Consider the following 25,484-nt stretch of genomic DNA (forward strand, 5'->3'; position numbering starts at 1 on the left):
GCCATGTCGACCCTGCGCGCCCAGGTGCGTCTTCGGCTCCTCATCACCTACCGGGTCGACCCGGAGGTCGCGCGGAGCCTCGTCCCCGAACCGTTCCGGCCGCAGGTGGTCGACGGCAGCGCGGTGGCCGGCGTCTGCATGATCGGTCTGCGGTCGATCCGGCCGGGCTGGCTCCGTCCTCGAATCGGGTTCCGTTCCGAGAACGTGGCGCATCGCGTCGCCGTGGAGTGGGACGAGCGCGGCGAGACGAGGTCGGGCGTCTACATCCTCGAGCGGCACAGCTCGTCGATCCTCCCCGTCCTGACCGGCGGGCGCCTCTTCCCCGGAGTGCAGAGGCGCGGACGCGTCGACCTCGATGAGACCTCGACCCGGTTCAGGGTCCGGATGACCGCGCCCGGCACACGGGTCGCCGTGGACGTCGAGCTCGGAGGAGCGTGGACGAGCACGCTGTTCCCCACGGTCGAGGCGGCGTCGCAGTTCTACGAGCAGGGATCGGTCGGGTGGTCACCGGATCGGCACGGGCACGGCGCGGAACCGCTGCAGCTGACCTCGCCGGACTGGGCCGTCGAGCCCGCGCACGCGATCTCCGTCAGATCCTCGTTCTTCGAGGCGCTTCCTGCCGGCTCCGCCGTCCTGGACAGCGTCGTCGCCATGCGCGACCTCCCGTTCTTCTGGGACACCCCGACGATCACGCCCGAGCGAGTCGCGCAGCCGCACCACATCTGACCGCGGAGCGCCTCGGCCCGGTACCCGGCTACTCGCCCGAGCCGTCCGCCGTCGCGTGCTGGCCGCGGCGGGCGAGGTGCTCACCTGCGGCGGCTCCCGCCGCAGCGCCGGACACGTGGCCGTTCACGATCTCCGCGATGTCGATGCCGACGAGGTCCTTGATCAGCTTCGTCGAGGTCGCGAGCTGGCCGGCGACGCTCTGCCCGAGCTGCCCGGTGGGGTCGCCGTCCGTCGACACGATCGTGAGCGCACCGATCCCGGACAGCGGTCCGGCCGCGGCGCGGACGATCTCCGGCAGCTGCTCGATCAGCTGCTGCCGCAGCAGCTCGGCCGCGCGCTCCTGCAGCGCCTCGGCCTGCGCACGGCTGGCCTCCGCCTGCGCGGCGCCGGTCGCGCGGATGCGATCCGCCTCCGCCTCGCCCTCGGCACGGACCGCTTCGGCCGCCGCGATGCGGCGGTTCCGCTCGGCCTGCGCCTCGGCCTGGCTGCGGGTGGCGACCGCGTACGCATCGGCATCCGCGACGGCCCGCACCTCCGCGTCCAGCTCCTGCCGTCGGAGGCCGACCCGCTTGCCGGCGGTCACCTCCTGCTGCGACACGACCTCCTGCTGCGCGATCGCCTCGGCGAGCGGAGCGGCGGCAGCGGCCTCCGCGCCGGCCCGGTCGGTCTCCTTCCGGATCTCCGCGCGGCGGAGGTCGAGCTTGCGCTGCTGCTCGGCGACCGCCTGGTCGGCGCTGATCCGCGCCTCCTCCGACGCCTGGCGCGCTACGGACTCGGCGATCTCGGCGACCTGCTTCACCCGGGCCGCTTCGCCGCGGCCGAGGTCGCGGATGTAGCCGTTGTCGTCGTCGATCTCCTTGATCTGCAGGGTGTCGATCTGCAGGCCCTGCACGTCGAGCGACTCCCGCACCGCCTCGAGCACCTGGCCCTGCAGCGCCTGCCGGTTCGTGATGATCTCGGTGACCGTCAGCTGGCCGACGATCGAGCGGACGGACCCGGAGAGCACCTCCTCGGTGGAGGACTCGATCTGGTCCTGCTGGTTGAGGAACCGCTGCGCGGCCGCGCGGACCATCTGCTCCGATCCGCCGACCTTCACCACGGCGACGGCGTTCACCTTGATCGTGATCGCGTCCCGCGTCTGCGCGGTCGCCTGCACGTTCAGCTGCCGGCTGCGGAGGCTCAGCTTGAAGTGCGCCTCCACGATCGGCTTGACGAAGACGCGCGACCCGAACACCACGCGCTGGCCCGCGTTCTCGTCCGACTCCTCGCCGGTGCGTGCACCGCGCTGACGGGAGGTGACGATGATCGCCTCGTCCGGCTTCGCGACCTTGATGCCGCGGAGCAGGGTGATCACCACGATCAGCAGGATCAGCGCGACGATGACGACGACGACGGCGATGGACGCGATTCCGGTGATCACGGGCACATTATGGCGGAACGGGTCGGTTCGCGAACCAATCGTCCGGCAGTGCCCCCCTCTCGACCACGCACGTCGACGAGCTCATGGCACAGTCCTGCGGGTTCGCCCCGAGTCCGTCACACTCGCGGCGGTGCGGACATGACAGGGTGTGCTGCCTGTGATGGATGACGAGACCGCGTTGTGGTCCGCCGCCCTGGCCCGTGACGAACGGGCGTTCGGGATCCTCTTCGATCGGCATCGCGATCGCGTGTTCCGGCACGCGCTGCGCCTGGTCGATCACCGCTCGGAGGCGGAGGACGTCGCGGCTGCAGCGTTCTTCGAGCTCTGGCGGCGGTGCGAAGCGGTCCGGATCGTCGAGGGTTCGGTGCTGCCAAGGCTGCTGGTGACCGCCACGAACCTGTGCCGGAACGTCGCGCGCGGCACGCGCCGGTACCGCGCGATGCTGTCCGGCTTCCCTCGCGGGGAGGACGGGATCGATCCCGCGGTCGTCGCGGGCGACCGGGTGGACCGCGCGCAGGAGGCGGAGCGGCTCCATCGGGCGATCGCGATGCTCTCGGCCGACGACGCCGCGCTGCTCGTGCTCACGGCGGTCGAGGGGTGGACGGCCGTCCGTGCCGCCGCGGCGATCGGCATCACCCCGGACGCCGCGCGGACGCGCCTCGTCCGCATCCGCCGCCTGGTTCGTGCCGAGCTCGAGAACGAAGGAGCCCGCTGATGGAGGACGACCGTCTCGACCCCCGCTTCGCCTCGGCGGTGCGCGGAGTGCTGCTCGACGAGGTGCGCGGGACGCCTCCCCTCCGCACCGCACGCCCCGTGCGCGCGGCAGCGCGTCGGCCGCGGTGGCATCCGGTGCTCGCGCTCGGCATCGCCGCGGGCCTGATCGTGGCGATCGCGATCGGGTTCTCGGTCGCGTCGCAGACCCGCAGCAGCCCGCCGGCGACGCAGCCGCTGCACGGGGACTGCGCCGAGATCCTGACGTCGCGCGCAGCGAGCGAGCTGATCGGCAAGCCGTTGCGCCTCGTTCCGGCGACCTCCGCGTTGAGCGCGCCGCAGTGGATCGCGGTGCCGGTGGTCGGCGGCCTGCAGTGCACGTGGGCCGGCGTCGGCGGCGTGGAGGACGCCTCAGGGATCACGCTGACCGTGCTGCCCGCGACCGCGCGACCGAAGCAGATGAAGGCCGATACCGGCTGCTTCGGGTAGAACGACGGCGAGCAGCTCCAGTACTCGTGCAACTTCGACGTCGTCGCCGGCGGCCGCTGGACGACCGGTCAGCTCACCGGGCTCGAACGCGGCACGCAGGTACGGACGGAGGCGGACGTCGCCCGGGTCCGAGCGGTGCTCCGAGCGCTCCCGGAGGAGACAGCGACGCCTCCCGTCGACCGCACCGGCTGGTGGTCGCCGATCAGCTGCGACGCGCTCGGGAAGCGCGCTGCGCTGGGGAAGGCCCTGGGCCACCCGGATCTGCAGACCGAAGCGGGGAACGGTGGCATGGTGGCCGCCGGCCAAGGGCTCGCGCTATCCCGGACGATCGCCGTGAACTGCATTCTGCAGGCCGGCTCGGACAGCGATCCGCTCGGCGGAGAGATCCACGCGTTCGGAGGTGCGGCGGCGTTCGTCGAGCAGCAGTTCGACGGGCTCGATGTCAGGCGGCTCGCGGACGTGAGCGGAGCGAAGGTGTACCTCGTCACCGACCGCAGTGCGGGCGCATCCGCGCTCTGGGTCCTCGATCACGGCAACGCCCTCGAGCTGTCCGCGGCGATCGACAGGGCCGAGACAATGCGTCCGGCGGTCGCTCCGATCCTTTCGGTCCTCGACCGGCGTGTGCGGTGAGCTCGCTCGGAGCAGCGGTGAGACGCCTGTCGCACAGAGGGGCTGGACCGTGTCCTCGCGGGTGTGTGAGCCTCCCTGCGTGAGTGCAGCGGAGATCGATGCGTACCTCTCCTCGTTACCCGAGCTGCAGCGCTCGACCTTGGAGGAGGTGCGGCGCCGGATCCTGGAGATCGTTCCCGACGCCGAGCAGGGGATGTCGTACGGCGTGCCGGCGTTCAGGGTCGGCGGCCGCACGATCGCCGGATTCGCCGCTTTCACGAACCACCTGAGCTACCTGCCGCACAGCGGGTCGGTCCTGAAGACACTCGAGGGCGAGCTGGGGGACCGGAAGCGCACGAAGAGCGCCCTGCACTTCCCGCCCGGCGAGCCGCTGCCGCCGACCCTGATCCGGCACCTGATCGAAGCGAAGCTGCGCGCTACAGGCTGAACGCGGAGCGCTCAGCACCAGGGGAGCGCGACGGCCGACGGGGGCGTTACGCGGGTGCACATGCCGCCGAGCGGGCATCCTTGGGCGATGCGGCTCCGTGCTCGGTCCTGGCGGATGGTGGTGCTGCTCGCGCTCGGCACTGCGGCCCTCGGCGCTGGACTCGCTGTCGTCAAGGGACGGGACGACGGGCTGGGGTACTTCGTCGGCAATCTCTCGACGCCCTACCTGATCGCGGCCTTCTTCGCCGGTCGCGCGCTGAGGAGCAGGGTCGGAGCGGCCGTGGCGGGCGTGCTGATGACCTGGATCACGCTGAGTGCGTTCTACGTCAGTGCCGAGACCGCGTTCGGGTACCCGTCGGGCTCCATGACCCGCTTCTACTTGGAGTGGTTCATCGCGGGAGCGTTCAGCGGGACGGCCTTGGGACTGCTGGGTCGGGAGTCCCGGACCCGAGTGCGGCTGCGCTACGTCCTGCCGCTCGCTCTCGTGCTCGAGCCGTTCGCGGTCGTGATGGTGCAGACGGCCGGCCGATTCGGCGGTCTGAATCTGCAAGCGCTGCAACTGGTCGCATGGGGCGGCGAGATCGTCCTCGGGTGCGTCGTCCTCGGTATCACGCGCCTGCGGTCAGGCCGGACGCAAGCCGCAGAGAGCGTGAAGCGCCAGGTCTCGCGAGCAGGGAGCTGAGACGCCGGCGGGGAGATGAATGTCACCCCACCCGCGTCCTGTTCAGCCCGCGTCGGCCGTCCGCGACTCGATCCTCGTGTCGGCGCGAGGCCATCGAGTTCCAAGGAGTGCGATGCCGAGTGCCGTTGCGACGACGACGGTGAGCCCTGCTTGCAGCCCTGCGGTCGCGGCGATGGTGGGCTCGACTCGTGCGCCTGCCGTAGCGCGCTCGGGAGGTGCTGCGCGCATCCCGGTCCGATGGTGCGGGATCAGGAGGGGACCCGTGCTGAGTCCCGGAGGAAGGCCCGGAGCACGGTGGTCGAGTCCACGGGTGCGATGTCGAGGCTGCGGTACAGGACCAGCGCATCGATGAGGCCGACGAGGTCGACGCTCCGGGCCGCGGGGTCGGGCGACCCGAGCGCGACGAGGAGTTGCCGGGCCGCGGCGAGCAGCTGCCTCCGGACGGGGGCCCGGTCGGTGAGCTCGGCGCGGTCCTCGTCCTCGAGCTCGAGGAGAAGTGCCATTCGTGCGCGATGCGGTGCCGGCGTCGTGGCGAGGTGCTCGAGGACGGTCTCAGCGAGGTGGAGGGCTTGGTCGACCGACAAGCGGTCCGGGACGGAGATGGAGTCCAGTCCCGCCTGTGTCGTGGCGGTGATGCGGCGGAGCGTCAGCCGGAGGAGATCGTGCCGGGTTCGGACCGAGAAGGACGTCGATCCGATCGGAAGCCCCGCCCGCGCATCGACGGCCCGGTGCGTGAGCGCGCGGGCACCGCCTGAGGCGACCACCGCGACGGCCGCGTCGGCGATGGCGTCCAGTCGCTCTTGGGTCGGCACTGTGCCAGTATCGCGAACCGAGTCTCTACAGATGTAGAGAGGGAGGGGGCGGTATGACCATCGCGATCGTCGGAGGAGGAAGGTCGGGGGCCGCGATCGCCCGGGCCGTCCAGGCCCGAGGTGCGGAGCCGCGGCTGCTCTCACGCTCGACAGGATTCGACGTGCTGCACGACGACGCGGTCGCCGCGCTCGTCGGCTCCGACGCCGTGATCGAGGCCACCGGTCTGTTCACGCTGAATACGAGGAAGGCGTTGCGGTTCTACGCGGGTTCGACGACTGCGGTCGGGACTGCAGCGGCCCGGCTGGGGCTTCGACACGTCCTGCTGTCGATCGTCGGGTGCGACCGGTCGGATCTTCAGGGCTACGGGATATTCGCCGCGAAAGCGGAGCAGGAACGCGTCGCGCGAAGGATCAGCGCGGACACCGTCATCGTGCGCTCGACGCAGTGGTTCGAGTTCGCACAGCAGAACGCCGAGCGGTTCAGGGCGGGCCCGCTGGTGCTGGTCCCGGCCATGCGGATCCAGCCGATCGCGCTCGACGCGGTCGCGGCGGTCCTCGCTGATGCGGCACTCGGGCGGAGGACGGAACGAGACATCCAGATCACCGGCCCGGACCGGACGACCCTGCTGGCGATGAGCAGAGCGCTGCTCAGGAGCGGGAACGGGCATCCCGTACCGGTCCCGCTTCCGGGGCGATACGGCAGCGGCTTCCGCACCGGCCGACTCCTCCCCGACCCGAGCGCAGAGGTGCACGGGCCGGACTTCCGCACCTGGTTGCACGCTCGCGCTTGAGTCGCGGGCCTCATGCGCAGGTCAGCGGGACGTCCCGGCAGAGGGTGCCTGCGGTAGGTCGATGCGGCCGGTCGGTGCGGCTTCTGCGACGGGTCTCAGACGGGGCGGACCCAACGCCGCCACTCATGCTGAGGGGAGTAGCCACGCGCACGCCAGGCGGAGGCGCCGAGCTCGTTGCCGTCGAGGACCATGGCGTCGAAGCGAGTCGCACCGAGGGTCAGGAGGTGCCGTTCTGCTGCGTCCAGCAGGAGGTGACCGATGCCCTGTCGGCGGTGATCGGGATGCACGGCAAGGCGGTAGAGGTGTGCTCGCCATCCGTCCCACCCGGCGATCACGGTCCCGACGAGAACGTGGTCCCGCTCAGCGACGATGACCGCGTCCGGGTCGCGGGCGAGCAGCTGGTGTGTCGCGTGTGCGGAGTCGACCGGGCGTGCGTCGTTCTCGCCGGCAACAGCCCAGAACTCGATGAGTGCTTCGACATCGTTCGACGAGGCGGTGCGAAGCGAAGCCGGGGCCATTCCTCGAGTCTTTCGTACCCCGCGTGGCTCTTGCGGGCGGGACCGGGCGACGGCTCAGGAGCAGGCGTCTGAGACGGTCGCCGGCAGACTTCCGAGACCACAGGCGCAGCTCAGGTGGCTGCGCGGGGGTGCGGGCCGAACATGATGATCGCCACGCCGAGGAGGCAGACGAGCGCGCCGATGATGTCCCAGCGATCAGGGCTGAACTTGTCGACGACGACGCCCCATGCCAGCGAGCCGGCGACGAACACGCCGCCGTAGGCAGCGAGGACCCGCCCGAAGCTCGCATCCGGCTGCAGTGTTGCGACGAAGCCGTAGGCGGCGAGGGCCATGACGCCGAGGCCGGCCCACCAGAAGGGCCTGTGCTCCCGCACGCTCTGCCAGATCAGCCAGGCCCCGCCGATCTCCGCGACGGCAGCGAGGACGAAGACGACGATCGTGCGAAGGGCGGTCACGCCGCATTGTCTCAATGCCGTCAGGCCGACAGCGCAGGCTGCTTCTCCGCCGGCATGGGCACGCTATCCGTGCGGCAGACCCCGGGGCGGGCGCTCTGACACGGCGAAAGCGAGACGACTCGCCAGCAGGGCGGTACGAATCGGCCTCGGCTCAGCCCTGCTCGTTGGAGGCCGCCCGTTCATCAATGACGAGCCACTCGGCGCCGCGGCGAACGAGGAGCAGTTGGTACTGCCACGTGCCGTCGCGCTCCTGAGGGAAGGCGGCGGTCGGTGTGTAGGAGCTGTGCCCGGTGACGTACGCGCGGGCCCGGTCCCCGGTGATCTGGACGCCGTCCCAGTGCTCGACGACGAACGCGCCGCCGCGCCGGAAGGGAGGCCGACCGAGTTCGGAGAGCGCGTGTTCGAGTCTCGCTCGTTGCGTTCCGGTGCTCGTCGTGTCGATGAGCCTCGTCCGCTCGGCCTTGCTCGTCAGCGGGTTCCCGTGCTCGTCCGAGTCGAACACGTGGAGGGCGGCGGTGAGAGCGCGGGTGGCGGCGCTGTGCACGCGGGCCACCTCCGCGCGACTGCCTACCTGCCGCAGTGCTGGTGCCGGTCCGCTGTCGGTCGGCAGCGTGGTCACGGATGTCTCGCCGGGCGCTGCGGTGCAGCCGGCCAGGATCAGCACGAGGCTCGCTGCGGCGACCGCCCGGTTCCCCTGGCTCATGCGCGGGAGAGTAGAGCGCGGGAACGGCTGTGTCGCAGCAGGCGCGCAGGGCGCGTCCCGCATGCACGGAGGAGCGGGATCCCCACCGGCAGTAATACTGCTGGACAGTACTAACGCTCCGCGTTACTATCACGATGTGATCCGGTCGTTCGCGAACAGCGACACCGAGCGGGTCTTCAATCGAGAACGGGTCCCGAGGCTGGCGCCCGAGCTGCAGCGTGCGGCGAACCGCAAGCTGCTCGTGCTGGATGCGGCGGACGTCGTGCAGGACCTGCGGGTCCCGCCCGGCAACCGCCTCGAGCGCCTGCAGGGCGACCGGGCAGGGCAGCACAGCATCCGTGTCAACGATCAGTGGCGCATCTGCTTCGTCTGGACCGAGACCGGACCGGCAGAGGTCGAGCTGGTCGACTACCACTGATCATGACCCGTCATATGGACGCCGAGGAGCGCACGATGGTCACCGCACACGATCCGATCCATCCCGGCGAGGTGCTCGCGGAAGAGTTCCTGACGCCGCTCGGGATCAGTCAGTACCGGCTTGCGAAGGCGATCGGCGTTGCCCCGACGCGCATCGGGGAGATCGTGCACGGGCATCGGGGGATCAGCGCCGACACCGCGCTGCGGCTCTCACGCGCGCTCGGCACCTCCGAGCGGTTCTGGATGAACCTGCAGGCCCGCTACGACCTCGACCGGGAGCGGGTGGTGCACGCCGCCGAGCTCGATGGCATTCAGCGGCTGATTCCGGCATGACTCGGAACTCGCGTTCTCCTGCTCAGGACAGAAGGTCTCGCGAGCAGGTGGGCGAGAAAGCGCGGTTGCGAGCAGGGCCCGAAAGCAGTGAAGCGGGACATCTCACGAGCGCGGATCTGACACGCGTCAGTGCGGTCACTCCGAGTCGACCTCTGTGAAGGGGCGATGAGCCGTGACACTCCGCAAGGTCAAGTCCGATGCCAGAGGGAGGCCGAGCGCCCTACTGGTGCTCGAGGACTCCGATAGGGCACTCGGCTTCTACTACGCCGGAGCACTTGGGGGCTCGGGTGCCATTCCGACCGACCTCGTTGCGGTCAGCTGGTTCGGGCGGTGCGTTCCGGTGATCTGCGGGAAAACGGACGCGTCTATTCGCTGGCGGACTTCGAAGGCTGAGCTCGTCCCGCGAAACGGTGAGCGGGACGCGTCGTGAGCGGCGACGACGGAGCCGCGAGCGCAATGTGACGACGACGACGAGGAACGCGAGAACGAGGAGCTGGAGTACGTCGGACTCGCGCACCTGGAGGATCGCGGTCTCCGGGACCCGAGGGACTCGGCCGAGCGGGATCGAGGCGCGGACGACGAACCTGCTGGCACGCCGTTCGACGAGGACACTGTCGACCAGGCCTACCCGCGCATCGCCGCAGCGGTCGGCTGACCCGCATCACAGGGCGTTAGCTCATCTCCTGCCGGTCGGGCGGACCTGGCGCCGAGATGCACCTGAGGGGAGCTCTGAGAGTGTCCCGACAACATCTGTGTTGAGGATCTCGCGAGCAGGCCGGGGAGACCCGCGATTCAGGCGCGGAGTTGAGCTTGGATTCGGCGGATCGCGTCGCCGAGAACGCCGGAGGCGAGGAGTCCGGGCCCGAGGGGTCCAGCGGCGTTCTCGCCCAGCAGTGGCAGCTGGCGCAGGGCGAGCCGTTGCTCCTCGGTCATCTGGTGGACCTGCCAGAAGATCTCATCTTCTCCAGCCGATGGCTGGCCGGAGTTCACCAGGGTCGCGGCCTTCACGGCGTAGGCGGCTGCTCCGAGCGCGTGTGCGCCCATGTGCGCGACACCGGAGGCTTGGGCCGCGGACCGAGCGGCGGCGACCGCGGCAGGGTTCTGTACGGCATGCGCGGCGCGGCCCGCCACGAAACGCTGGCGGATCTCATCGGCCGTCTCCAGCTCGCCGCGCCCGAAGGCTCGAGCCCGGGCGATCGCATCCCGAGGACGGCCGTCAGCCGGTGCCTCCGACTCGAAAATCGGCAACCATCGTTCGGCGCAGGTCGCTGCCCAGGTCGCGACGATCCGTCGGTCCGCCTCACTCAACGCCTGCAGAGACCGCATCCCCGGACGCTGCCACACGAGATCCTTGCGAGCAACATGCGGCTTCTCGACCTGTCGAAAAGTCTCGTGACCAGCACAACGAGACGTTTCACCGGCGGGCAGTTGAGACGACTGGGTCAGGTGCGCAGGTGCAGGGCTCGCGCGATTGCGGGCCAGGAAGCACGTCCGAGTTCGGCGTCGGCCTCTGGCGTCCCGCCGCGTGCAATCGTCATGCCGTTCGCTGGCGGATCCTCGTTCGGCAAGGTGACGCGGTGTCCCGCCCGTGGGTGCGACACGACCTCGGTGGCGAGGCCGTGCTTCCAGCGGCGCTCGGCGATCTGCTCCGCGAACCGGATCGATGGCCAGACCAGGTCGTTCCCACCGGCTACGAGGAGGAGCGTGCCGGTGATGCACTCGACGTCGATGGACCCGATCCTGCCGTCCTGGTGCTGCAGGCCGGCGTCATACAGGGGCAGGAAGCTGGGCGGCTCTTCGGCGGGTTCCCACGTGGTGTCGAGCGGGACGAACGGCACCGGGTCGCCTTGCCAGGTCCAGTGCGAGAGCCACTCATTCCCGTTCCAGCCGGGCCAGACGACGGAGGACGCGGCGAAGCCGACCGTGGCTCGGATGCGGGAATCGACAGTTGCGGTGAGGAGCGCGGCTTCTCCGCCGAACGAGGTGCCGGCGATGGCAAGGGAATCGACGTGCGGCTCGAGGTGGTCCAGGGCTTCGATGAAGAGCTCGATCGGCACCTCGAAGGGGCCGGGCTGCTGACCGGGGCCGCCGAACCAGCGGATAGCGAGGACGGTCGCGCCGTGGGCTTGCAGGAGGTGAGCGCGCTGTACGTCCACTCGTCCGCTGGAGCCAGCCAACAGGAGCACGCCCGACCCGGTCGGCCTCTCGGGTTCGAGGAACGCCCATTGCGGATCCTCGAAGCGCACAGTCGCAGCCTAGGCAACATACCGCGATGGCTCGAAGGCGGGCGTCGAGGCGCGCCAAATGCAAGCGAGCTGCGGCTGACCTCTCAGCGTTTGGCGAGGCGGCGGGCCAGGGCGGCGATGAGGAGGTCGTAGCCGTAGTCGTTGAGATGCACGCCGTCGGTGTCGTGGATGTCGTCGGCGGGGAGCGCGATGGTGTCGGCCGAGCTGTCGCGGATGCGCGCGATGAGTTCGGTGAGGTAGCGGAGTTGATCCTCGGGGGATCGCACCTGTGCCGGCCGTGCTGCGTGCTGCCTGGCCGGGTCGAGCGGGGGCGGGAGCAGGAAGATCGTGCGGTGGTGCGACGTGAGCCGCAGCACCTCGGTCACGGCCTCGCGGAAACGGTCGAGGGGGACTTGCTTCCAGTGAGCGAGGTCATTCGTGGTGATGCTGATGACGAGAACGTCGCCAGGGTGGACGGAGATCTGCCGCAGCTGTGGGACCAGGTCGAGTGCGGTCGCGCCGCCGTAGGCGTGGTTCACCACCAGGCGAGAGCCTCCCGCAGCTTGCTGGAGCTGCTGAACGCGTGACCGGTTGAACTTGGCGAGATGGCTGTCGCCGAGCAGGACGATGCGGCTCCGGGTCGCGGCAGTGATCAGGTCGCGATAGACAGTCGCCAGTCCGAGTTCGTCCAGCTGGTCGAGGGCGTGCCACGCGAGTACTCGATCTTCGGGAGAGGCCACGAGGTCTGTAGCACCTGCAGTAGAGCATGCGAAGCCGACGACGAGCACGACCTCACCGGGGAGCACCTCGAACGGGCGCACGTCCAGGAGCGAGGTCGACGTCACCTCGACGCCGGTCTCTTCCAGGACTCCGCGAACCACCGCGGCCGAAGGCTCCTCGTCGCGTTCGACTCGACCGCCAGGCAGCTCCCATCCGCCGCGAGCGTTCAGAGCAAGGAGAACCGTTCCGTTGCGGGCGAGCACGGCCTTCGCTGACACCGGCCACATTCGGCCAGCCTAGGTATCGACCCGCCCGCGGTTGACGCGAGAGAGCGGTCGCGCAGTACCCATCGCCGAGCCGACCGACGACGCGGAGTTGCTGCCGGGGATCAGGCGTCCTGCGAGCAGGCGGCGGAGACGCCGGATGGGGAGAGGGCTGCGATTGGCAGTGCTCTCAATTCGAGCTGATGGCGTAGGTCGTGGTGGTCCCGATGAAGACCGCGAGCGCTGCGAGGGCGGCCGCGACCAGCCAAGCTGCTCCTGAGCTCACGGCTATCCAGCGGTGTCCTGGTGTCGAGCGATGCCGCACGACAGTGACGCTGGTGCCGATGACCGCTGCACCCAGAAACATGCCGGCGCCGAGCGCGAGGAGCAGCATCTGGACTGTCGTGTTGATCATCAGGTCTCGCAGCATGTGGCACCTCCGCTGCGGCGGTTCGAACACAGCATGGACCCGCTGGCGCTCTGTGCGAGGGATCAGGCGAGCGCGTCTCGCTTGCGGGGGAATGCGGGCGTCTCGAGATGGGAGAGAGACGGCACTCTGCTCGCTACGAACCCAGCTCCGAGACCGGTGCCCTGGTGTGCGTGCTGCGACCTGACAACGCGGGTGCTCGCCGCGGTCGTGACCGCCCGGCTGCCGGAGCGTCGCCAGCCCGCTCGTAAGAAGCCTCGTCGACACGAAAGGGGTATCGACCTCGGGCGTCTTGGTTTGACAGGGCATTCGCGCCCCGAGCAGGACTCGAACCTGCAACCTACGGATTAGAAGGCCGTTGCTCTATCCATTGAGCTATCGGGGCCGGTGCGGCGCTGGACGAGTGTACGGGCAGCTCTCCGCGCCGATCAGGCGGCGGGGAGGGTGTGCGGCTCGCGCGCGACCTCGGCGCGCGCCAGGTGGCTCTCGCGCTCGCGTATAACGACGATGCCGACGCTGACGATCCAGACGAGCCAGGGGAACGTGCCGAGCACCACCGAGCCCCACCCGCCCGCAGCACGGAAGGAGGTGTCGTCCGTGCCGCCGAACGCGGTGGCCACGAAGACGAGGTTCGGGATGGCGACGAGGACCGCGAGCCACCCGGTCCAGCGGGGGAGCGCTCCCGAGATGAGCGTGATGTAGCCGGAGGCGAACGACACGAGGGCGGTGAGCACGCACCCGATCGAGCCGAAGAACAGGGCGTGCCCGACCGTGAGCGCGCGGATGACCATGCCGCTGCCGCCGTCGATGGAGGCGTCGAGCGCCGCGCCGCCCTCCAGGCCGTCGCCGACGAGCGTGACGACGACGTAGGCGATCCCCGCGGAGAAGCCGATGTCCGCGATCCACTGCACGTCCCGCCGCGTCTGGACGATCAGCTGCCGGAAGCCGCTGAGGAACACGATGATCACGGCCATCAGCACCGTGTCCGTGAGGATCACCCCGAGCGTGCCCGCGGCGGTCCGCTCGTTGAAGGCGACGAGCGCGGCCACCTCGTCGAGCGCGGGGCGCGGGCCGACCGCGACCTGACGGATCACGAACTCCGTGATCGTCAGCACGGCGACGCCGAGAGCGGCGATCCCGGTCCAGAGGCCCACGTTCGGTGTCGGCCAGCCAGCGGGCCACCGGTGCTCAGCGGTCATGACCAGCACCGTAGGCCCGGAAGAGGCTGCGGTCGTGGTCCCGCGACGGACCCTGTCGGGGCGTCAGGAGCGGGGGACCAGGTCCTCCCCGGGCCCACGGTCGCGCACGGAGGTCGCCGCCACCGGCGGCGGCGTCTTCAGGTCGAGGTTCTGCGTGACCTGCGCCTCGTCGTCGTAGTTGTCGAGCCACGCCGGGGCGGGCGTCGCGGCGGGGACGGCGCCCGTCGCCGCCGGTGCTTCGTCCGTGGGGCGGGCGTGCCGGGCCTGCTGGTGCGCCTCGAGCCGAATCGCCTCCTCCGCCTCGGCGGCCGTCGGCTGGGACTCGGCCCGGTGTGTGCGGGGCACCTGGACCGGCGTGGTGCTGACCGCGACCGCCTGGTCGTCCTCCGGCGTCGGCGCCTCGACCGCGCGGCCGCGCGCCCGCTCCTGCTGGAGCCGCTCCACCGCGCGGGTGCGCTGCCAGGCCGGCAGACCGTCGATGGCCGCAGCCGCAGCGGAGCTCGCCGCGGCGGGAGAGGCCGTCGACGCCGCAGCCGAGAGCGTGGCCTCGGCCGCGGGTGCAGCGGCGGCAGCGCCCACGAGGGCGGGCTCGGGGTCGGGCGTGCCTTCCGGCTCCGACTCGGGTTCGGCGGGCGAGCGGCGGGAGCCGGGGCGGCTGAAGCGGTCGCGATCGCGCGGTTCCGTCTCCGGCTGCGGCTCCTCCGTGGGCGCGGCGGAGGCGACGGGCGCGACCGGTGCCGGCTCGGGCTCGGGCGTGGGAACGGCCGCAGGAGTCGCGGCTGCGGCCGGCTTCGTGCTCGGCGTCGGGATCGGGGTGACGAAGATCCGCTTCGCCCGGCCGGGGCGTTGCACCCACTGGACGAGGGCGTCGCGCAGGTCGGCGAGCCGCTGCTCGGTCCGGTCCCCGTCGGTCCGCTGCTCGATCGCGTCGATCCGCGCCGCAGCCCAGTCGGCGGCGGTCTCCGCGCCGTCGAGGGGGAGGAGCCGGGTGCGGACGTCCGCTTCGGCCCGGAGACGCGCGGCGCGGCGGCGCGAGACGAGGTCGCCCTCCGCGTCGACCGTCGCCCGCGCCGCGGCGACGAGGCCGGCGACCGTGGCCACGGCTTCAGCGCGATCCGCGCGGCGGATGGTCGCCTTGACGGCCGACCGCGCGATCAGCGCGGCGAGCACACCGGCGACGAGGATCGCCAGCGCCGGGATGATCGCGGTCTGGAGCACCCGGGCGCCGCCCGAGGACTGGAGCCACGCGGCGAAGTCGTCCCACATGCGGCGGATGGTACCGAAGGGGTGCGACGGGAGACGGAGGCGCGGGGGAACAGCGCCGAGTCCCGGCGGGTTGTCAGGAACGAACGACTTGGAAGGGACGGTCATGGAGACCTTCGTGCTCGCCGGCGGATGCTTCTGGTGCCTGGACGCGGTGTACCGCTCGCTCGAGGGCGTCAGCGACGTCGTCTCCGGCTACACCGGCGGCAGCTTCAAGAACCCGGACTACGAGACCGTCTGCACGGGCCTCACCGGCCACGCGGAGGCCGTCGCGGTCACCTTCGACCCGGACGTGATCCCGCGCGACGTGATCCTCGACGTCTTCTTCACCCTGCACGACCCGCGGCAGCTGAACCGGCAGGGCAACGACGTCGGCACGCAGTACCGCTCCGCGATGTTCTACGCCGACGACGAGCAGAAGGCGCTCTTCGAGGCGGCGATCGCGCGAGCGGGCGAGATCTGGGACGGCCGCATCGTCACGCAGCTCGCGCCGCTCGGCACCTACTACCGCGCCGAGGAGTACCACCAGGACTTCTTCGCGAAGAACCCGAACCAGGGCTACTGCCTCGCGGTCGCGCTGCCGAAGGTGAACAAGGTGCGCCGGTCGTACGCGCAGTACGTCAAGGCGGCCTGAGCCGCCCCTCCGCTCCTCCACAGGCCCGATCCGCGCCCTCCGGTGCGGTCGGGCCTGCGGTGTCCTCGCCGCTGCTCCACCATCGCTGCAGCGCGGCCCCGGTCACGTCCACGGCACGGGCGGCCGGGGCCGCGCACCCGACGAGCGAGGAGGAGCCGCGATGGCGGACAACGACAACACGATCACCCTGGTCGGGCGGATCGGGCAGGAGCCCGAGCTGCGCGGGACGTCCAGGGGGGAGGTGTGCAGCTTCACGCTGGCGACGAGCGATCGCCGCCGCGCCGCGGACGGCTCCTGGTCGGACGGGCCGACGAGCTGGTTCCGCGTGGCGGCATGGGGCGACCTCGCCCGGCATGCGCACGCCTCGCTCCACCGCGGCCAGCAGGTGATCGTGCGCGGCATCGTCTCCGTGCAGGACTTCCAGCTGGAGAACGGCGGCCGCTCGAAGTCGGTCGAACTGCGGGCGACCGCGCTCGGGCACGACCTCCGCTGGGGCACGACGACCTTCGTGGACGGCGGACGTCAGGCGGCGGCCCCGGCGACGACCCAGGCGACGGCCGCCCCGCCCGTGGAGCAGGAGCGCGGCGACGGCTGGGCGGCGAGCGCACCCGCGCCGGCCGAGCCGCGGGAACCGGTCCCCGTCGGAGCAGCGGCACCGGCCGGCGACTGGGGGAGCGGGCTCGGATCCGAGGACGTGCCGTTCTGAGCCGGCCGCCCACCGGCCCGCGCGAGGCGCGAGCGCCCCGGAAAGTTAGGATCGAGGCATGGCGGAGTACATCTATCAGATGGTCCGCGCCCGCAAGGCGCACGGCGACAAGCTGATCCTCGACGACGTGACCATGTCCTTCTTCCCCGGCGCGAAGATCGGCGTCGTCGGACCGAACGGTGCGGGCAAGTCCACGATCCTCAAGATCATGGCGGGGCTCGACACCCCGTCGAACGGCGAGGCCAAGCTGACGCCCGGCTACAGCGTCGGCATCCTGATGCAGGAGCCGGAGCTCGACGAGTCGAAGACCGTGCTCGAGAACGTGCAGGACGGCGTCGCCGAGCTGCGCGCGAAGATCGCGCGCTTCAACGCGATCGGCGAGGAGTACGCCGACCCCGATGCGGACTACGACGCGCTCGGCGCCGAGATGGCGAAGCTGCAGGACGAGATCGACGCCGCGAACGGCTGGGACCTCGACTCGCAGCTCGAGCAGGCGATGGACGCCCTCCGTACCCCGCCCGGGGACGCAAAGGTCGAGTTCCTCTCCGGCGGTGAGAAGCGCCGCGTCGCGCTCTGCAAGCTGCTGCTGCAGCAGCCGGACCTGCTGCTGCTCGACGAGCCCACCAACCACCTCGACGCCGAGAGCGTGCTCTGGCTCGAGCAGCACCTCTCCAAGTACCCCGGCGCCGTGCTCGCCGTCACCCACGACCGGTACTTCCTCGACCACGTCGCCCAGTGGATCGCGGAGGTGGACCGCGGCCGCCTCTACCCCTACGAGGGCAACTACTCGACCTACCTCGAGAAGAAGCAGGAGCGGCTCGCGATCCAGGGCAAGAAGGACGCGAAGCTCGCCAAGCGCCTCTCCGAGGAGCTCGACTGGGTCCGCTCCAACGCGAAGGGCCGCCAGGCGAAGTCGAAGGCGCGTCTCGCCCGCTACGAGGAGATGGTGTCGGAGGCCGAGCGCACGAGGAAGCTCGACTTCGAGGAGATCCAGATCCCGGTCGGCCCGCGGCTCGGCTCGCAGGTCATCGACGCGAAGCAGCTGCAGAAGGGCTTCGACGGTCGCGTCCTCATCGACGGCCTGTCGTTCACGCTGCCGCGCAACGGCATCGTCGGGGTCATCGGCCCCAACGGCGTCGGCAAGACGACGCTGTTCAAGTCGATCGTCGGGCTCGAGCCGCTGGACGGCGGTGAGCTGACCGTCGGCAGCACCGTCGACATCTCCTACGTCGACCAGACCCGCGGCGGCATCGACCCGAAGAAGACGCTGTTCGAGGTCGTGTCCGACGGGCTCGACTACATCCAGGTCGGCAAGACGGAGGTGCCGTCGCGCGCCTACGTGTCCACGTTCGGGTTCAAGGGCCCGGACCAGCAGAAGCCGGCGGGCGTGCTCTCCGGCGGTGAGCGCAACCGGCTGAACCTCGCGCTCACCCTGAAGCAGGGCGGCAACCTGCTGCTGCTCGACGAGCCGACGAACGACCTGGACGTCGAGACGCTCTCGAGCCTCGAGAACGCGCTGCTCGAGTTCCCCGGGTGCGCGGTGGTCATCACCCACGACCGGTGGTTCCTCGACCGGATCGCGACGCACATCCTCGCCTACGAGGGCACCCAGGAGCAGCCGGGCAACTGGTACTGGTTCGAGGGCAACTTCCAGGCCTACGAGGAGAACAAGGCGGAGCGGCTCGGTCCCGAGTCGGTCGGCGTCGGCCGCGGGGTGTACCGCAAGCTGACCCGCGTCTAGTGCGGATCACCGTCCCGATCCGCCTCCGCTGGAGCGACATCGACGCGTACGCGCACGTCAACAACGCCGCGATGCTCGGGCTGCTCGAGGAGGTGCGCATCCAGGCGTTCTGGGCGGCGGCCGACAGCGCCGACGACGCCGCCGGCGACGGCGGGGGACCGGCGATCCTCGACGGTCGGCCGGGCGCGGACACGCTCAGCCTGATCGCGCATCAGGAGATCGAGTACCTCCGCCCCATCCCGTACGGCCGGCAGCCGCTCGACTGCGAGGTCTGGATCGCGCGGCTCGGCGGCGCGAGCCTCGACGTGCACTACGAGGTGTACAGCCCGGCCGGGGTCGAGCCGCGCGAGCTGACGACGCGGGCCGCCTCGACGCTCGTGCTCGTGGACGCGGCGACGCAGAAGCCGCGCCGCGTCTCGGAGGCGGAGCGTGCTGCGTGGTCCCCGTACCTCGAGGAGCCGGTGCGCTTCACCGCCCGGCGCTGAACCGCGGCGGTCAGCGCGCCGACGGCAGGCGGACGGTGCCCTCCTGCGCCACGGACGCCACGAGCCGGCCGTTCCGCGTGTAGATGCGGCCGAGGGAGAGCCCCCGGCCGCCGCCGGCGCTCGGCGACTCCTGCACGTAGGCGAGCCACTCGTCGACGCGGGCGGGGCGGTGCCACCACATCGCGTGGTCGAGGCTCGCCGCCTTCAGTCCCGGCGTCGACCAGGCGACGCCGTGCCGCCGCCAGATCGGCTCGAGGATCGTGTAGTCGCTCGCGTAGGCGAGCGCCGCGCGGTGCACCGCCGGGTCGTCGGGCATCCGGCCCTTCGCGCGGAACCACACGACCTGGTGCGCGACGCGCTCAGCGCCGGTCTCGAGGTAGATCGGGCCCTCGACGTGCCGCAGATCGAACGGCCGCCCGGTGGCCCAGTAGCGCGCCATCGGGTGGTCGATGGTGGCGAGCAGCTCGCGATCGTCGGGCAGCGACTCCGGGTCGGGCAGGTCCGCCGGCATCGCCTTCTCGTGGTCGAGCCCCTCGTCCACGGTCTGGAAGGACGCGATCATCGACAGGATCGGCAGCCCGTGCTGGTACGCCTGCGTGCGACGCGTGGAGAACGACCGGCCGTCGTGGATGCGATCGACGGCGAACGTGATCGGCACCTCCAGGTCGCCGGGACGCAGGAAGTAGCCGTGCATCGAGTGGATCGGCCGCTCCTCGCCGACCGTCCGCGACGCCGCGACGACCGACTGGGCGAGCACCTGGCCGCCGAACACGCGGCCGTGCGGGCTCCATTGCGACGGGCCGGTGAAGATGTCCTCGCTCGTGCGAGCCCCGGTGTCGACCAGGTTCAGGGCGGCGAGCATGGCCGGCAGCGGTTCCACGGTCCCCTCCTCGCGAGTCGCGCTCGGTAGTCTAGGGAGCCCGATGGACCGCTTCCTCACGCTGCCCGACGCCACGGCGCTCGCGGATCTGCAGACCTACCTCGGCCGTGCCGACCGCATCGACCGCGCCTCCGTGCGCCTCATCGCGGGCGGCGGCGTGCTCGCCGTGTACACCGCGGTGCTGCACCCCGGCGGCCTGCTCGACGAGACGCCGACGGTGCTCGGCCTCCGGACCGTGCGGATCCGCGTCGACCAGGTGCTCGACGCGGTCGTGCCGATCGCGTCGCTGGTCGCCCGGCTCGAGGCCGCGGTGCCGGACCCGGAGGACGGCACGGTGCTCATCGGCATCCCCGCGGAGGTCGCCACGGTGACGTGGGCGGGCGTCGCGCCGCCGCGCGCCGGCTGGCAGCCGGTCGACACCGCGGTCGCCGGATCGCTCGCCGAGATCGCGCAGGCCGGCATCGTCGAGGTCGCCGACCTGCTGCCCGCGGACGCCGGCGAGGCGATCGTGCGGCGCGTCCGCGCGGAGGTCTGGGGCCGCCCGATCCCAGACGTGCAGCACGTGCCCGCCGGCGCCGCGTTCGCCGCGCACAGCCTCGGCTTCATCGGCGAGCCCGACGAGGAGATCCCCGTCTTCGAGACCGGCCCCTGGACCCGGCTCTCCGCCGCGCGCGGTCACGTGCTCGTCAAGCGCCGGGGCTGGTCCCTCCAGTCCTGATCACGCCCGAACCGCGAGGGGCGCCCGGTCGAGGGCCGCACGAAGGGGGGCGGGACCGCCCGCACCGCGCTCGCTACCGTGAAGCCATGGCGACGCGCACCGAGGTGATGGACCGCTCTCCCGCGACCCTGCTCGTCGCCGCGCTGCTGTCGCTCGGCCTCTTCCGGGTCGCCGCGCGTCTCGGCGCGTTCGCCGCGCTGCTCGGCGTCGTGTTCGCCTGCGTCGGCGCGCTCACCATCGGCGTCGTGATCCTCAGGCTCCTGCTGCTGCGCTGAGCCGTCGGCGCGGCTACTCCTCGAAGGTGTTCACCATCGCGTGAGCGGCCCGCTCGAGATAGGCCCAGAGCTCCGACTCGTACAGCGGCGGCAGCTGCAGCTCGTCCACCGCGATCCGCATGTGGTGCAGCCAGCGGTCCCGCTGCGCCGGGTTCACCTTGAACGGCATGTGGCGCATGCGGAGCCGCGGATGCCCGCGCAGCTCGCTGTACGTGCCCGGGCCGCCCCAGTACTGCTCGAGGAAGCCGGTGAGCCGCTCGATGGCGGGCTCGAGGTCCTCCTCCGGGTACAGGGCGAGGAGGGGCGGGTCGGTCGCGACGCCGGCGTAGAAGCGCCGTACGAGGCGCTCGAACGTCGGGCGGCCGCCGACGGCGGCGTAGAACGACCCCGCCTCCTCAGCTGCCATCGGAGCCGTCGTCCGAGGCGCGCGGCGCCGTCCTGCCCGTCGCGCCGGGCGTCCCTGAGGCGCCGGTGGCACCGCGGCCGGACGCGCGCGGGCGCTGCGGCGGGATCGATCCGGACGGCGTCGACTCGATGGAGGGCGTCACGGGCTTCCGCGCGGCGCGCCGGCGCGGGATCGGCGTCGAACCGGTCCGCGGCGGACGGATGCCCCGCAGCGCGCCCGCGTACTCGAACTCCGCGAGCCGGTCGCTCGACAGCCGCACGTCGTTGATCCCCGCATCCTCGAGCGCCTCGCGGAGGTGCGTGCGGATCGCCCAGGCGACGTCGTCGCGCTGGTTCGCGGTCGTCCGCGCGACGATCCGGAGCACGACGCCGTCCGCGGTGACGGACTCGAGGCCCCACAGCTCGGGCGTCTCCGTCACGCTGCCGCGGTATTCGGGCATCGCGACCGCCGCCTTCGCGGCGTCCAGCAGCCGGTGCTGCAGCGACTCGATGTCCGCCCCGTTCGGCACGGTCACGTCGACGATCGCGCGGGACCAGCCCTGCGACCGGTTGCCGATCCGGGTCAGCTCGCCGTTGCGGGCGTACCAGAGCACGCCGTTCACGTCGCGGATCTGCGTCACGCGGATGCCGACGCCCTCCACGATGCCCGTGGCGAGGTCGGTGTCCACGATGTCACCGACCCCGAGCTGGTCGTCCGACACGATGAAGAGGCCAGTCAGCACGTCCTTGACGAGGTTCTGCGCGCCGAAGCCGAGGCCTGCGCCGAGTGCGGCTGTGATCAGGGAGAACGCGCCCGTGATCTGGGCATTGATGATCGTGACGATCGTGATCAGCGCGACGATGATGATCACGACGGCGATCACGTTGTTCAGCACCGAGCCGAGCGTGCGGGTGCGCTGGACGATGCGAGCCGCGCTCACGGGGGAGTTCAGCAGCGCCTGCGTGTCCTGGACGTTCCGCCGCTTCTTGGCGCCGCTGACGATCCTGCTCACCGTCATGTCGATGACGCGATGGGAGACGAGGCGAACGATCGCCGCGATCAGCAGGACGACCAGGATCTGGACGATCTTGCCCCACCAGGTCGCGCCCCAGTCGCCGTTGTCGACGGCGAAGATGTCCGACCACACGGAACCGATGGCGGGCACCCGCAGCAGGACCTCACTCACGCGCATCACGCTCCTGGGCGGCCAGCGCGCGCTCGACGGCGGCCGTGTTCTCGACCACGATCCGGCGCAGCGCCGGCGCGGCGTCCGGGTGCCCGTCGAGCCACGTCTTCGACGCGGCGACGAGCTCCACGGAGGCGAGCGGCGACGGGTACAGGCCGCGTGCGAGCGTCTCGGCGATGGCGTAGCTGCGGTCCGCCCAGAGCTGCTCGACGGCGGCGAAGTACCGCTCGACGTAGGGCTGGAGGAGGCCGGTGTCGATCGCGCGGCGGAAGCCGAGGCAGGTCGAGCGGACGGTGGCGTTCGGCAGTGCCGCGGACTCGACGAGGGAGGCCCACGCCGCGTCCTTGCCCTCGGCGGTCGGGATCGTCGCGCGGGCGTGCGCCGCCGACTCCCGGCCGGTCGCGGTGTCGTCCGCGGCGAGGGTCGCCGTGATCTCCGGGTCGCCGGCTTCGCCGCCCGCGACGAGCGCGATGAGCAGCTCCCAGCGCAGGTCGGTGTCGACGTCGAGCCCGGGCAGCGGCGCCGAACCGGCGAGCAGGCCGCGGACGGCGCCGAGCTGCTCCGGCGTGCGGGCGACCGCGGCGAGCGCACGGACGAACTGGAATTGCGCGTCCGACCCCGAGTCCGCGGCGAACGCGAGCCGCTGCAGGCCGTCGCCGAGCGCGGTGAGCGTCTCCTCGCGGACCTCCGGCGCGACGTAGCTCGACGCGACGACCTGCGCCTGCGCGAGCACCTGCCGGACGGTGGTGGACTCGGTCTCGCTGCCCACGTTGTTCAGCACGAGGCGCACGTAGTCGCGCGGGCGCGCCTCCGCGTCCCGCGTCGCGTCCCAGACCGCGCTCCAGACGAGCGACCGCGCGAGCGGCGACTCGATCTGCGCGAGGTGGTCGATCGCCGTCTCGAGGCTCTCCTCGTCGAGGCGGATCTTCGCGTAGGCGAGGTCGTCGTCGTTCACGAGCACCAGCGCGGGCCGGCGCTTGCCGACGAGCTCCGGCACGTCCGTGGAGGCGCCGTCGACGTCGAGCTCGAAGCGCTCGGTGCGGACGAGCTTCTCGCCGTCGAGCTCGTAGAAGCCGATCGCGAGCCGGTGCGGCCGGGACGCCGGGTAGCCCTCCGCGCCCGTCTGGTTGACGGTGAAGGAGGTGATCCACCCGCCCTCGTCCGTCTCGATCTCGGGCGTCAGCGTGTTGACGCCGGCGGTCTCGAGCCAGGCCTCGCTCCACGCGGTCAGGTCGCGGCCGCTCGTGGCCTCGAGCTCGACGAGCAGGTCCTTCAGCGTCGTGTTGCCCCAGCCGTGCTTCACGAAGTACTCGTGCACGCCGGCGAGGAACGGCTCGCGGCCCACGTAGGCGACGAGCTGCTTCAGGACGGAGGCGCCCTTCGCGTAGGTGATGCCGTCGAAGTTGACCTGCACGTCCTCGAGGTCGCGGATCTCCGCGACGATCGGGTGCGTGGAGGGCAGCTGGTCCTGCGTGTATGCCCAGTTCTTCTCGAGGATGTTGAAGGTGGTCCAGGCCTCCGTCCACTCCGTCGCCTCGGCGGTCGCGAGGGTGGAGATGAACTCGGCGAACGACTCGTTGAGCCAGAGGTCGTTCCACCACTTCATGGTCACGAGGTCGCCGAACCACATGTGCGCGAGCTCGTGGAGGATCGTGACGACGCGGCGCTCGCGGGTCGCCTCGGTGACCTTGGAGCGGAAGACGTAGGTCTCCGTGAAGGTGACCGCGCCGGCGTTCTCCATGGCCCCGGCGTTGTACTCCGGCACGAAGAGCTGGTCGTACTTGTCGAACGGGTAGGGGACGCCGAAGATCCGCTCGTAGAACTCGAAGCCCTGCTTCGTCTTCTCGAACACGTAGTCCGCGTCGAGGTGGTCGAACAGGGAGGCGCGGGCGAAGGCGCCGAGCGCGATCGTGCGGCCGTCGCTCGAGACGAGCTCGTCGGTGACGGACCGGTACGGCCCCGCGATGAGCGCGGTGATGTACGAGGAGATGACCGGCGTGGGCTCGAACGCCCAGGTCGCAGCGCCGTCGCCCGCGGGCGTCGGCTCCGGCGTCGCCTGGTTCGACGTCACGGACCAGCGCGCCGGGGCGGTGACGGTGAAGCGGAACGTCGCCTTCAGGTCGGGCTGCTCGAACACCGCGTACATGCGGCGGGAGTCCGGCACCTCGAACTGCGTGTAGAGGTACACCTCGTCGTCGACCGGGTCGACGAACCGGTGCAGGCCCTCGCCGGTGTTCGTGTAGATCCCGTCCGCGTCGACGACGAGCACGTTCTCGGCCTGCAGGTCGGGCAGCTGGATGCGCACGCCGTCGCTGACCTCGGCCGGGTCGAGCGCCGTCCCGTTGAGGGTGACGGAGCGGACGGTCCGCGTGATGGCGTCGATGAAGGTGCTCGCGCCCGGCGTCCCCGTGAAGTGCACGGTCGTCCTCGAGCCGAAGACCTCCGGCCCCTTCGTCAGATCGAGCTCGATCTCGTAGGCCGTGGGCTGCACCAGCGCTGCGCGCTCCTCCGCCTCGGCCCTGGTCAGGTTCTCTCCGGGCATGCTGCTCCTCACACGTCGGGTGCGCTCGCGACCCCGCGCACTCGGCCGACAACCCTACGCAGCGCGACCCCGGTGCTTCTTCCCGGATCCGCAATTCCTCCGCGGTTCCGCAGTTCTCGGTCGACACGCCGGGAACCTGATGCATGGGCTCGGCGTGTCGTCGAGGAATTGCGGATCCGCGCTCGGAGAAGGCGCGGGAGAGCGCCGCCCTAGGATCGGGATCATGCGGGTGCACCTCGGCACGGACCACGCCGGACTCGACTTCAGCGAGCACCTGAAGACGCATCTGGAGGCGCAGGGGCACGAGGTCGTCGACCACGGCCCGACCTCGTACGCTCCGCTCGACGACTACCCGTCGTTCTGCATCAACGCCGCCGTCGGCGTGGTGAACGACCAGCGGGCCGGCGTGCAGGCGCTCGGCGTCGTCTTCGGCGGCTCCGGCAACGGCGAGCAGATCGCGGCGAACAAGGTGCGGGGCGTGCGCGCGGCGCTCATCTGGAACGAGTCGACCGCCCTGCTCGCCCGCCAGCACAACGACGCGAACGTCTGCGCGATCGGCGCCCGGCAGCACACGCTCGACGAGGCGATCCGCCTCATCGACCTGTTCCTGGCCGAGCCCTTCTCCGAGGAGGAGCGGCACGCCCGCCGCATCGCGCAGCTCGCGGAGTACGAGTCGACCGGCGCCATCGCCGGCCACCAGGTCGACTCCCTGCACGCCTGAG

The 25,484-nt window shown here is 71.1% G+C and carries 30 protein-coding genes, 1 tRNA gene and 1 pseudogene; 16 read left to right on the forward strand and 16 right to left on the reverse strand.

Annotated features, from left to right (window positions below; translation table 11 throughout):
- Window positions 1–3 precede the first annotated feature (3 nt).
- Complete coding sequence (locus tag CLV52_RS08120; RefSeq protein ID WP_246018045.1) at window positions 4–726, forward strand: DUF2071 domain-containing protein; 723 nt, start codon at window positions 4–6, stop codon at window positions 724–726.
- 28 nt (window positions 727–754) lie between these two features.
- On the opposite strand, the gene CLV52_RS08125 is transcribed toward CLV52_RS08120, so the two are convergent.
- Window positions 755–2,146 carry an SPFH domain-containing protein gene (locus tag CLV52_RS08125; RefSeq protein ID WP_133765709.1) on the reverse strand — a complete coding sequence of 464 codons (1,392 nt, stop codon included), beginning with the start codon at window positions 2,144–2,146 and terminating at the stop codon, window positions 755–757.
- Window positions 2,147–2,306: 160 nt separating this feature from the next.
- On the opposite strand from CLV52_RS08125, the gene CLV52_RS08130 reads away from it, so the two are divergent.
- The 5 genes from CLV52_RS08130 to CLV52_RS08145 all read left to right on the forward strand — a co-directional run bounded on the left by CLV52_RS08130 (window position 2,307) and on the right by CLV52_RS08145 (window position 5,084).
- A complete protein-coding gene (locus CLV52_RS08130; protein ID WP_133765710.1) occupies window positions 2,307–2,861 on the forward strand; it encodes an RNA polymerase sigma factor in 555 nt (184 codons plus the stop codon).
- Window positions 2,861–3,346, forward strand: coding sequence for a hypothetical protein (locus CLV52_RS08135; protein WP_133765711.1), 486 nt, complete (start codon window positions 2,861–2,863; stop codon window positions 3,344–3,346). Before CLV52_RS08130 ends, CLV52_RS08135 begins: the two co-directional genes overlap by 1 nt.
- 288 nt (window positions 3,347–3,634) lie before the next feature.
- Window positions 3,635–3,976, forward strand: coding sequence for a hypothetical protein (locus CLV52_RS18345; protein WP_162850755.1), 342 nt, complete (start codon window positions 3,635–3,637; stop codon window positions 3,974–3,976).
- Between the two features lie 79 nt (window positions 3,977–4,055).
- Window positions 4,056–4,403 carry an iron chaperone gene (locus CLV52_RS18350; protein ID WP_162850756.1) on the forward strand — a complete coding sequence of 116 codons (348 nt, stop codon included), beginning with the start codon at window positions 4,056–4,058 and terminating at the stop codon, window positions 4,401–4,403.
- A 114-nt stretch (window positions 4,404–4,517) separates the two neighbouring features.
- A complete protein-coding gene (locus CLV52_RS08145) occupies window positions 4,518–5,084 on the forward strand; it encodes a hypothetical protein (RefSeq protein ID WP_133765713.1) in 567 nt (188 codons plus the stop codon).
- Between the two features lie 248 nt (window positions 5,085–5,332).
- On the opposite strand, the gene CLV52_RS08150 is transcribed toward CLV52_RS08145, so the two are convergent.
- A complete protein-coding gene (locus CLV52_RS08150; protein ID WP_133765714.1) occupies window positions 5,333–5,896 on the reverse strand; it encodes a TetR/AcrR family transcriptional regulator in 564 nt (187 codons plus the stop codon).
- A gap of 161 nt (window positions 5,897–6,057) precedes the next feature.
- On the opposite strand from CLV52_RS08150, the gene CLV52_RS08155 reads away from it, so the two are divergent.
- Complete coding sequence (locus CLV52_RS08155; protein ID WP_133765715.1) at window positions 6,058–6,687, forward strand: SDR family oxidoreductase; 630 nt, start codon at window positions 6,058–6,060, stop codon at window positions 6,685–6,687.
- Window positions 6,688–6,782: 95 nt separating this feature from the next.
- On the opposite strand, the pseudogene CLV52_RS08160 reads toward CLV52_RS08155, so the two are convergent.
- The 3 genes and pseudogenes from CLV52_RS08160 to CLV52_RS08170 all read right to left on the reverse strand — a co-directional run.
- Window positions 6,783–7,217: pseudogene (locus CLV52_RS08160) on the reverse strand (GNAT family N-acetyltransferase); the annotation flags it as partial.
- Window positions 7,218–7,315: 98 nt separating this feature from the next.
- Window positions 7,316–7,660 (reverse strand): YnfA family protein, encoded by a 345-nt coding sequence (locus CLV52_RS08165; protein WP_133765717.1) that lies wholly within the window; start codon window positions 7,658–7,660, stop codon window positions 7,316–7,318.
- A gap of 151 nt (window positions 7,661–7,811) precedes the next feature.
- Window positions 7,812–8,363 (reverse strand): hypothetical protein, encoded by a 552-nt coding sequence (locus CLV52_RS08170; RefSeq protein ID WP_133765718.1) that lies wholly within the window; start codon window positions 8,361–8,363, stop codon window positions 7,812–7,814.
- Between the two features lie 136 nt (window positions 8,364–8,499).
- Between CLV52_RS08170 and CLV52_RS08175 the strand changes: the two genes are divergently transcribed.
- Together CLV52_RS08175 and CLV52_RS08180 are read left to right on the forward strand one after the other, a co-directional pair.
- Window positions 8,500–8,781, forward strand: coding sequence for a type II toxin-antitoxin system RelE/ParE family toxin (locus CLV52_RS08175; RefSeq protein WP_133765719.1), 282 nt, complete (start codon window positions 8,500–8,502; stop codon window positions 8,779–8,781).
- 14 nt (window positions 8,782–8,795) lie between these two features.
- Window positions 8,796–9,113 (forward strand): HigA family addiction module antitoxin, encoded by a 318-nt coding sequence (locus CLV52_RS08180; RefSeq protein ID WP_246018016.1) that lies wholly within the window; start codon window positions 8,796–8,798, stop codon window positions 9,111–9,113.
- Between the two features lie 792 nt (window positions 9,114–9,905).
- Here the strand turns inward: CLV52_RS08180 and CLV52_RS08185 are convergent.
- From CLV52_RS08185 to CLV52_RS08215, 7 genes are all read right to left on the reverse strand, one after another.
- Window positions 9,906–10,439, reverse strand: coding sequence for a putative immunity protein (locus CLV52_RS08185; protein WP_133765720.1), 534 nt, complete (start codon window positions 10,437–10,439; stop codon window positions 9,906–9,908).
- A 116-nt stretch (window positions 10,440–10,555) separates the two neighbouring features.
- Window positions 10,556–11,359 carry an acyl-CoA thioester hydrolase/BAAT C-terminal domain-containing protein gene (locus tag CLV52_RS08190; protein WP_133765721.1) on the reverse strand — a complete coding sequence of 268 codons (804 nt, stop codon included), beginning with the start codon at window positions 11,357–11,359 and terminating at the stop codon, window positions 10,556–10,558.
- Between the two features lie 83 nt (window positions 11,360–11,442).
- Window positions 11,443–12,345 carry an NUDIX domain-containing protein gene (locus tag CLV52_RS08195; RefSeq protein WP_133765722.1) on the reverse strand — a complete coding sequence of 301 codons (903 nt, stop codon included), beginning with the start codon at window positions 12,343–12,345 and terminating at the stop codon, window positions 11,443–11,445.
- A 166-nt stretch (window positions 12,346–12,511) separates the two neighbouring features.
- Complete coding sequence (locus tag CLV52_RS08200) at window positions 12,512–12,751, reverse strand: hypothetical protein (protein WP_133765723.1); 240 nt, start codon at window positions 12,749–12,751, stop codon at window positions 12,512–12,514.
- Window positions 12,752–13,060: 309 nt separating this feature from the next.
- A tRNA-Arg gene (locus CLV52_RS08205) sits at window positions 13,061–13,133 on the reverse strand.
- A 43-nt stretch (window positions 13,134–13,176) separates the two neighbouring features.
- Window positions 13,177–13,947, reverse strand: a complete 771-nt coding sequence (locus CLV52_RS08210) for a hypothetical protein (protein ID WP_133765724.1) — start codon at window positions 13,945–13,947, stop codon at window positions 13,177–13,179.
- 63 nt (window positions 13,948–14,010) lie between these two features.
- Window positions 14,011–15,213, reverse strand: a complete 1,203-nt coding sequence (locus CLV52_RS08215; protein WP_133765725.1) for a hypothetical protein — start codon at window positions 15,211–15,213, stop codon at window positions 14,011–14,013.
- A gap of 103 nt (window positions 15,214–15,316) precedes the next feature.
- On the opposite strand from CLV52_RS08215, the gene msrA reads away from it, so the two are divergent.
- The 4 genes from msrA to CLV52_RS08235 all read left to right on the forward strand — a co-directional run bounded on the left by msrA (window position 15,317) and on the right by CLV52_RS08235 (window position 18,776).
- On the forward strand, window positions 15,317–15,844 hold the full coding sequence (gene msrA / locus CLV52_RS08220) for a peptide-methionine (S)-S-oxide reductase MsrA (protein ID WP_133765726.1): 528 nt from the start codon (window positions 15,317–15,319) through the stop codon (window positions 15,842–15,844).
- Between the two features lie 160 nt (window positions 15,845–16,004).
- Window positions 16,005–16,550 carry a single-stranded DNA-binding protein gene (locus CLV52_RS08225; RefSeq protein ID WP_133765727.1) on the forward strand — a complete coding sequence of 182 codons (546 nt, stop codon included), beginning with the start codon at window positions 16,005–16,007 and terminating at the stop codon, window positions 16,548–16,550.
- 58 nt (window positions 16,551–16,608) lie between these two features.
- The gene (gene ettA / locus CLV52_RS08230) at window positions 16,609–18,291 is read left to right on the forward strand and encodes an energy-dependent translational throttle protein EttA (RefSeq protein ID WP_133765728.1); all 1,683 of its coding nucleotides are present in this window, start codon (window positions 16,609–16,611) and stop codon (window positions 18,289–18,291) included.
- Window positions 18,291–18,776 (forward strand): acyl-CoA thioesterase, encoded by a 486-nt coding sequence (locus CLV52_RS08235; RefSeq protein ID WP_133765729.1) that lies wholly within the window; start codon window positions 18,291–18,293, stop codon window positions 18,774–18,776. The genes ettA and CLV52_RS08235 overlap by 1 nt, the downstream gene beginning before the upstream one ends.
- Window positions 18,777–18,786: 10 nt before the next feature.
- Here CLV52_RS08235 and CLV52_RS08240 read toward each other — a convergent pair whose 3' ends face one another.
- Window positions 18,787–19,638 carry an acyl-CoA thioesterase gene (locus CLV52_RS08240; RefSeq protein ID WP_211342659.1) on the reverse strand — a complete coding sequence of 284 codons (852 nt, stop codon included), beginning with the start codon at window positions 19,636–19,638 and terminating at the stop codon, window positions 18,787–18,789.
- A 61-nt stretch (window positions 19,639–19,699) separates the two neighbouring features.
- Here CLV52_RS08240 and CLV52_RS08245 point away from each other — a divergent pair, with 61 nt between their 5' ends.
- Together CLV52_RS08245 and CLV52_RS08250 are read left to right on the forward strand one after the other, a co-directional pair.
- Window positions 19,700–20,374, forward strand: coding sequence for a DUF8185 domain-containing protein (locus CLV52_RS08245; protein WP_133765730.1), 675 nt, complete (start codon window positions 19,700–19,702; stop codon window positions 20,372–20,374).
- A gap of 86 nt (window positions 20,375–20,460) precedes the next feature.
- Window positions 20,461–20,649, forward strand: coding sequence for a hypothetical protein (locus CLV52_RS08250; RefSeq protein ID WP_133765731.1), 189 nt, complete (start codon window positions 20,461–20,463; stop codon window positions 20,647–20,649).
- 13 nt (window positions 20,650–20,662) lie between these two features.
- Here CLV52_RS08250 and CLV52_RS08255 read toward each other — a convergent pair whose 3' ends face one another.
- The 3 genes from CLV52_RS08255 to pepN are packed head-to-tail and all read right to left on the reverse strand — an operon-like array spanning window position 20,663 to window position 24,762.
- The gene (locus tag CLV52_RS08255) at window positions 20,663–21,055 is read right to left on the reverse strand and encodes a globin (protein ID WP_133765732.1); all 393 of its coding nucleotides are present in this window, start codon (window positions 21,053–21,055) and stop codon (window positions 20,663–20,665) included.
- Window positions 21,045–22,220: a mechanosensitive ion channel family protein gene (locus CLV52_RS08260; protein WP_162850757.1), complete on the reverse strand. Its 1,176-nt coding sequence runs from the start codon at window positions 22,218–22,220 to the stop codon at window positions 21,045–21,047. The genes CLV52_RS08255 and CLV52_RS08260 overlap by 11 nt, the downstream gene beginning before the upstream one ends.
- Window positions 22,213–24,762 (reverse strand): aminopeptidase N, encoded by a 2,550-nt coding sequence (gene pepN, locus CLV52_RS08265; RefSeq protein ID WP_133765734.1) that lies wholly within the window; start codon window positions 24,760–24,762, stop codon window positions 22,213–22,215. Before pepN ends, CLV52_RS08260 begins: the two co-directional genes overlap by 8 nt.
- A 223-nt stretch (window positions 24,763–24,985) precedes the next feature.
- On the opposite strand from pepN, the gene CLV52_RS08270 reads away from it, so the two are divergent.
- Entirely contained in the window at window positions 24,986–25,483 is a 498-nt protein-coding gene (locus CLV52_RS08270) for a ribose-5-phosphate isomerase (RefSeq protein ID WP_133765735.1), read from the forward strand.
- Window position 25,484: the final 1 nt, after the last annotated feature.

The organism is Amnibacterium kyonggiense (assembly GCF_004364555.1).
In the GTDB taxonomy this organism is placed as follows: Bacteria; Actinomycetota; Actinomycetes; order Actinomycetales; family Microbacteriaceae; genus Amnibacterium; species Amnibacterium kyonggiense.

Excerpts from the sequence above, each read along its gene's own strand:
- CLV52_RS08120 (WP_246018045.1), top strand. The coding sequence starts at position 4 with ATGTCGACCCTGCGCGCCCAGGTGCGTCTTCGGCTCCTCATCACCTAC.
- CLV52_RS08130 (WP_133765710.1), top strand. The coding sequence starts at position 2,307 with ATGGATGACGAGACCGCGTTGTGGTCCGCCGCCCTGGCCCGTGACGAA.
- CLV52_RS08135 (WP_133765711.1), top strand. The coding sequence starts at position 2,861 with ATGGAGGACGACCGTCTCGACCCCCGCTTCGCCTCGGCGGTGCGCGGA.
- CLV52_RS18345 (WP_162850755.1), top strand. The coding sequence starts at position 3,635 with ATGGTGGCCGCCGGCCAAGGGCTCGCGCTATCCCGGACGATCGCCGTG.
- CLV52_RS08145 (WP_133765713.1), top strand. The coding sequence starts at position 4,518 with ATGGTGGTGCTGCTCGCGCTCGGCACTGCGGCCCTCGGCGCTGGACTC.
- CLV52_RS08170 (WP_133765718.1), bottom strand. The coding sequence starts at position 8,363 with ATGAGCCAGGGGAACCGGGCGGTCGCCGCAGCGAGCCTCGTGCTGATC.
- CLV52_RS08180 (WP_246018016.1), top strand. The coding sequence starts at position 8,796 with ATGGACGCCGAGGAGCGCACGATGGTCACCGCACACGATCCGATCCAT.
- CLV52_RS08185 (WP_133765720.1), bottom strand. The coding sequence starts at position 10,439 with ATGCGGTCTCTGCAGGCGTTGAGTGAGGCGGACCGACGGATCGTCGCG.
- CLV52_RS08195 (WP_133765722.1), bottom strand. The coding sequence starts at position 12,345 with ATGTGGCCGGTGTCAGCGAAGGCCGTGCTCGCCCGCAACGGAACGGTT.
- CLV52_RS08200 (WP_133765723.1), bottom strand. The coding sequence starts at position 12,751 with ATGCTGCGAGACCTGATGATCAACACGACAGTCCAGATGCTGCTCCTC.
- CLV52_RS08210 (WP_133765724.1), bottom strand. The coding sequence starts at position 13,947 with ATGACCGCTGAGCACCGGTGGCCCGCTGGCTGGCCGACACCGAACGTG.
- CLV52_RS08215 (WP_133765725.1), bottom strand. The coding sequence starts at position 15,213 with ATGTGGGACGACTTCGCCGCGTGGCTCCAGTCCTCGGGCGGCGCCCGG.
- msrA (WP_133765726.1), top strand. The coding sequence starts at position 15,317 with ATGGAGACCTTCGTGCTCGCCGGCGGATGCTTCTGGTGCCTGGACGCG.
- CLV52_RS08225 (WP_133765727.1), top strand. The coding sequence starts at position 16,005 with ATGGCGGACAACGACAACACGATCACCCTGGTCGGGCGGATCGGGCAG.
- ettA (WP_133765728.1), top strand. The coding sequence starts at position 16,609 with ATGGCGGAGTACATCTATCAGATGGTCCGCGCCCGCAAGGCGCACGGC.
- CLV52_RS08240 (WP_211342659.1), bottom strand. The coding sequence starts at position 19,638 with ATGCTCGCCGCCCTGAACCTGGTCGACACCGGGGCTCGCACGAGCGAG.
- CLV52_RS08245 (WP_133765730.1), top strand. The coding sequence starts at position 19,700 with ATGGACCGCTTCCTCACGCTGCCCGACGCCACGGCGCTCGCGGATCTG.
- CLV52_RS08250 (WP_133765731.1), top strand. The coding sequence starts at position 20,461 with ATGGCGACGCGCACCGAGGTGATGGACCGCTCTCCCGCGACCCTGCTC.
- CLV52_RS08255 (WP_133765732.1), bottom strand. The coding sequence starts at position 21,055 with ATGGCAGCTGAGGAGGCGGGGTCGTTCTACGCCGCCGTCGGCGGCCGC.
- pepN (WP_133765734.1), bottom strand. The coding sequence starts at position 24,762 with ATGCCCGGAGAGAACCTGACCAGGGCCGAGGCGGAGGAGCGCGCAGCG.
- CLV52_RS08270 (WP_133765735.1), top strand. The coding sequence starts at position 24,986 with ATGCGGGTGCACCTCGGCACGGACCACGCCGGACTCGACTTCAGCGAG.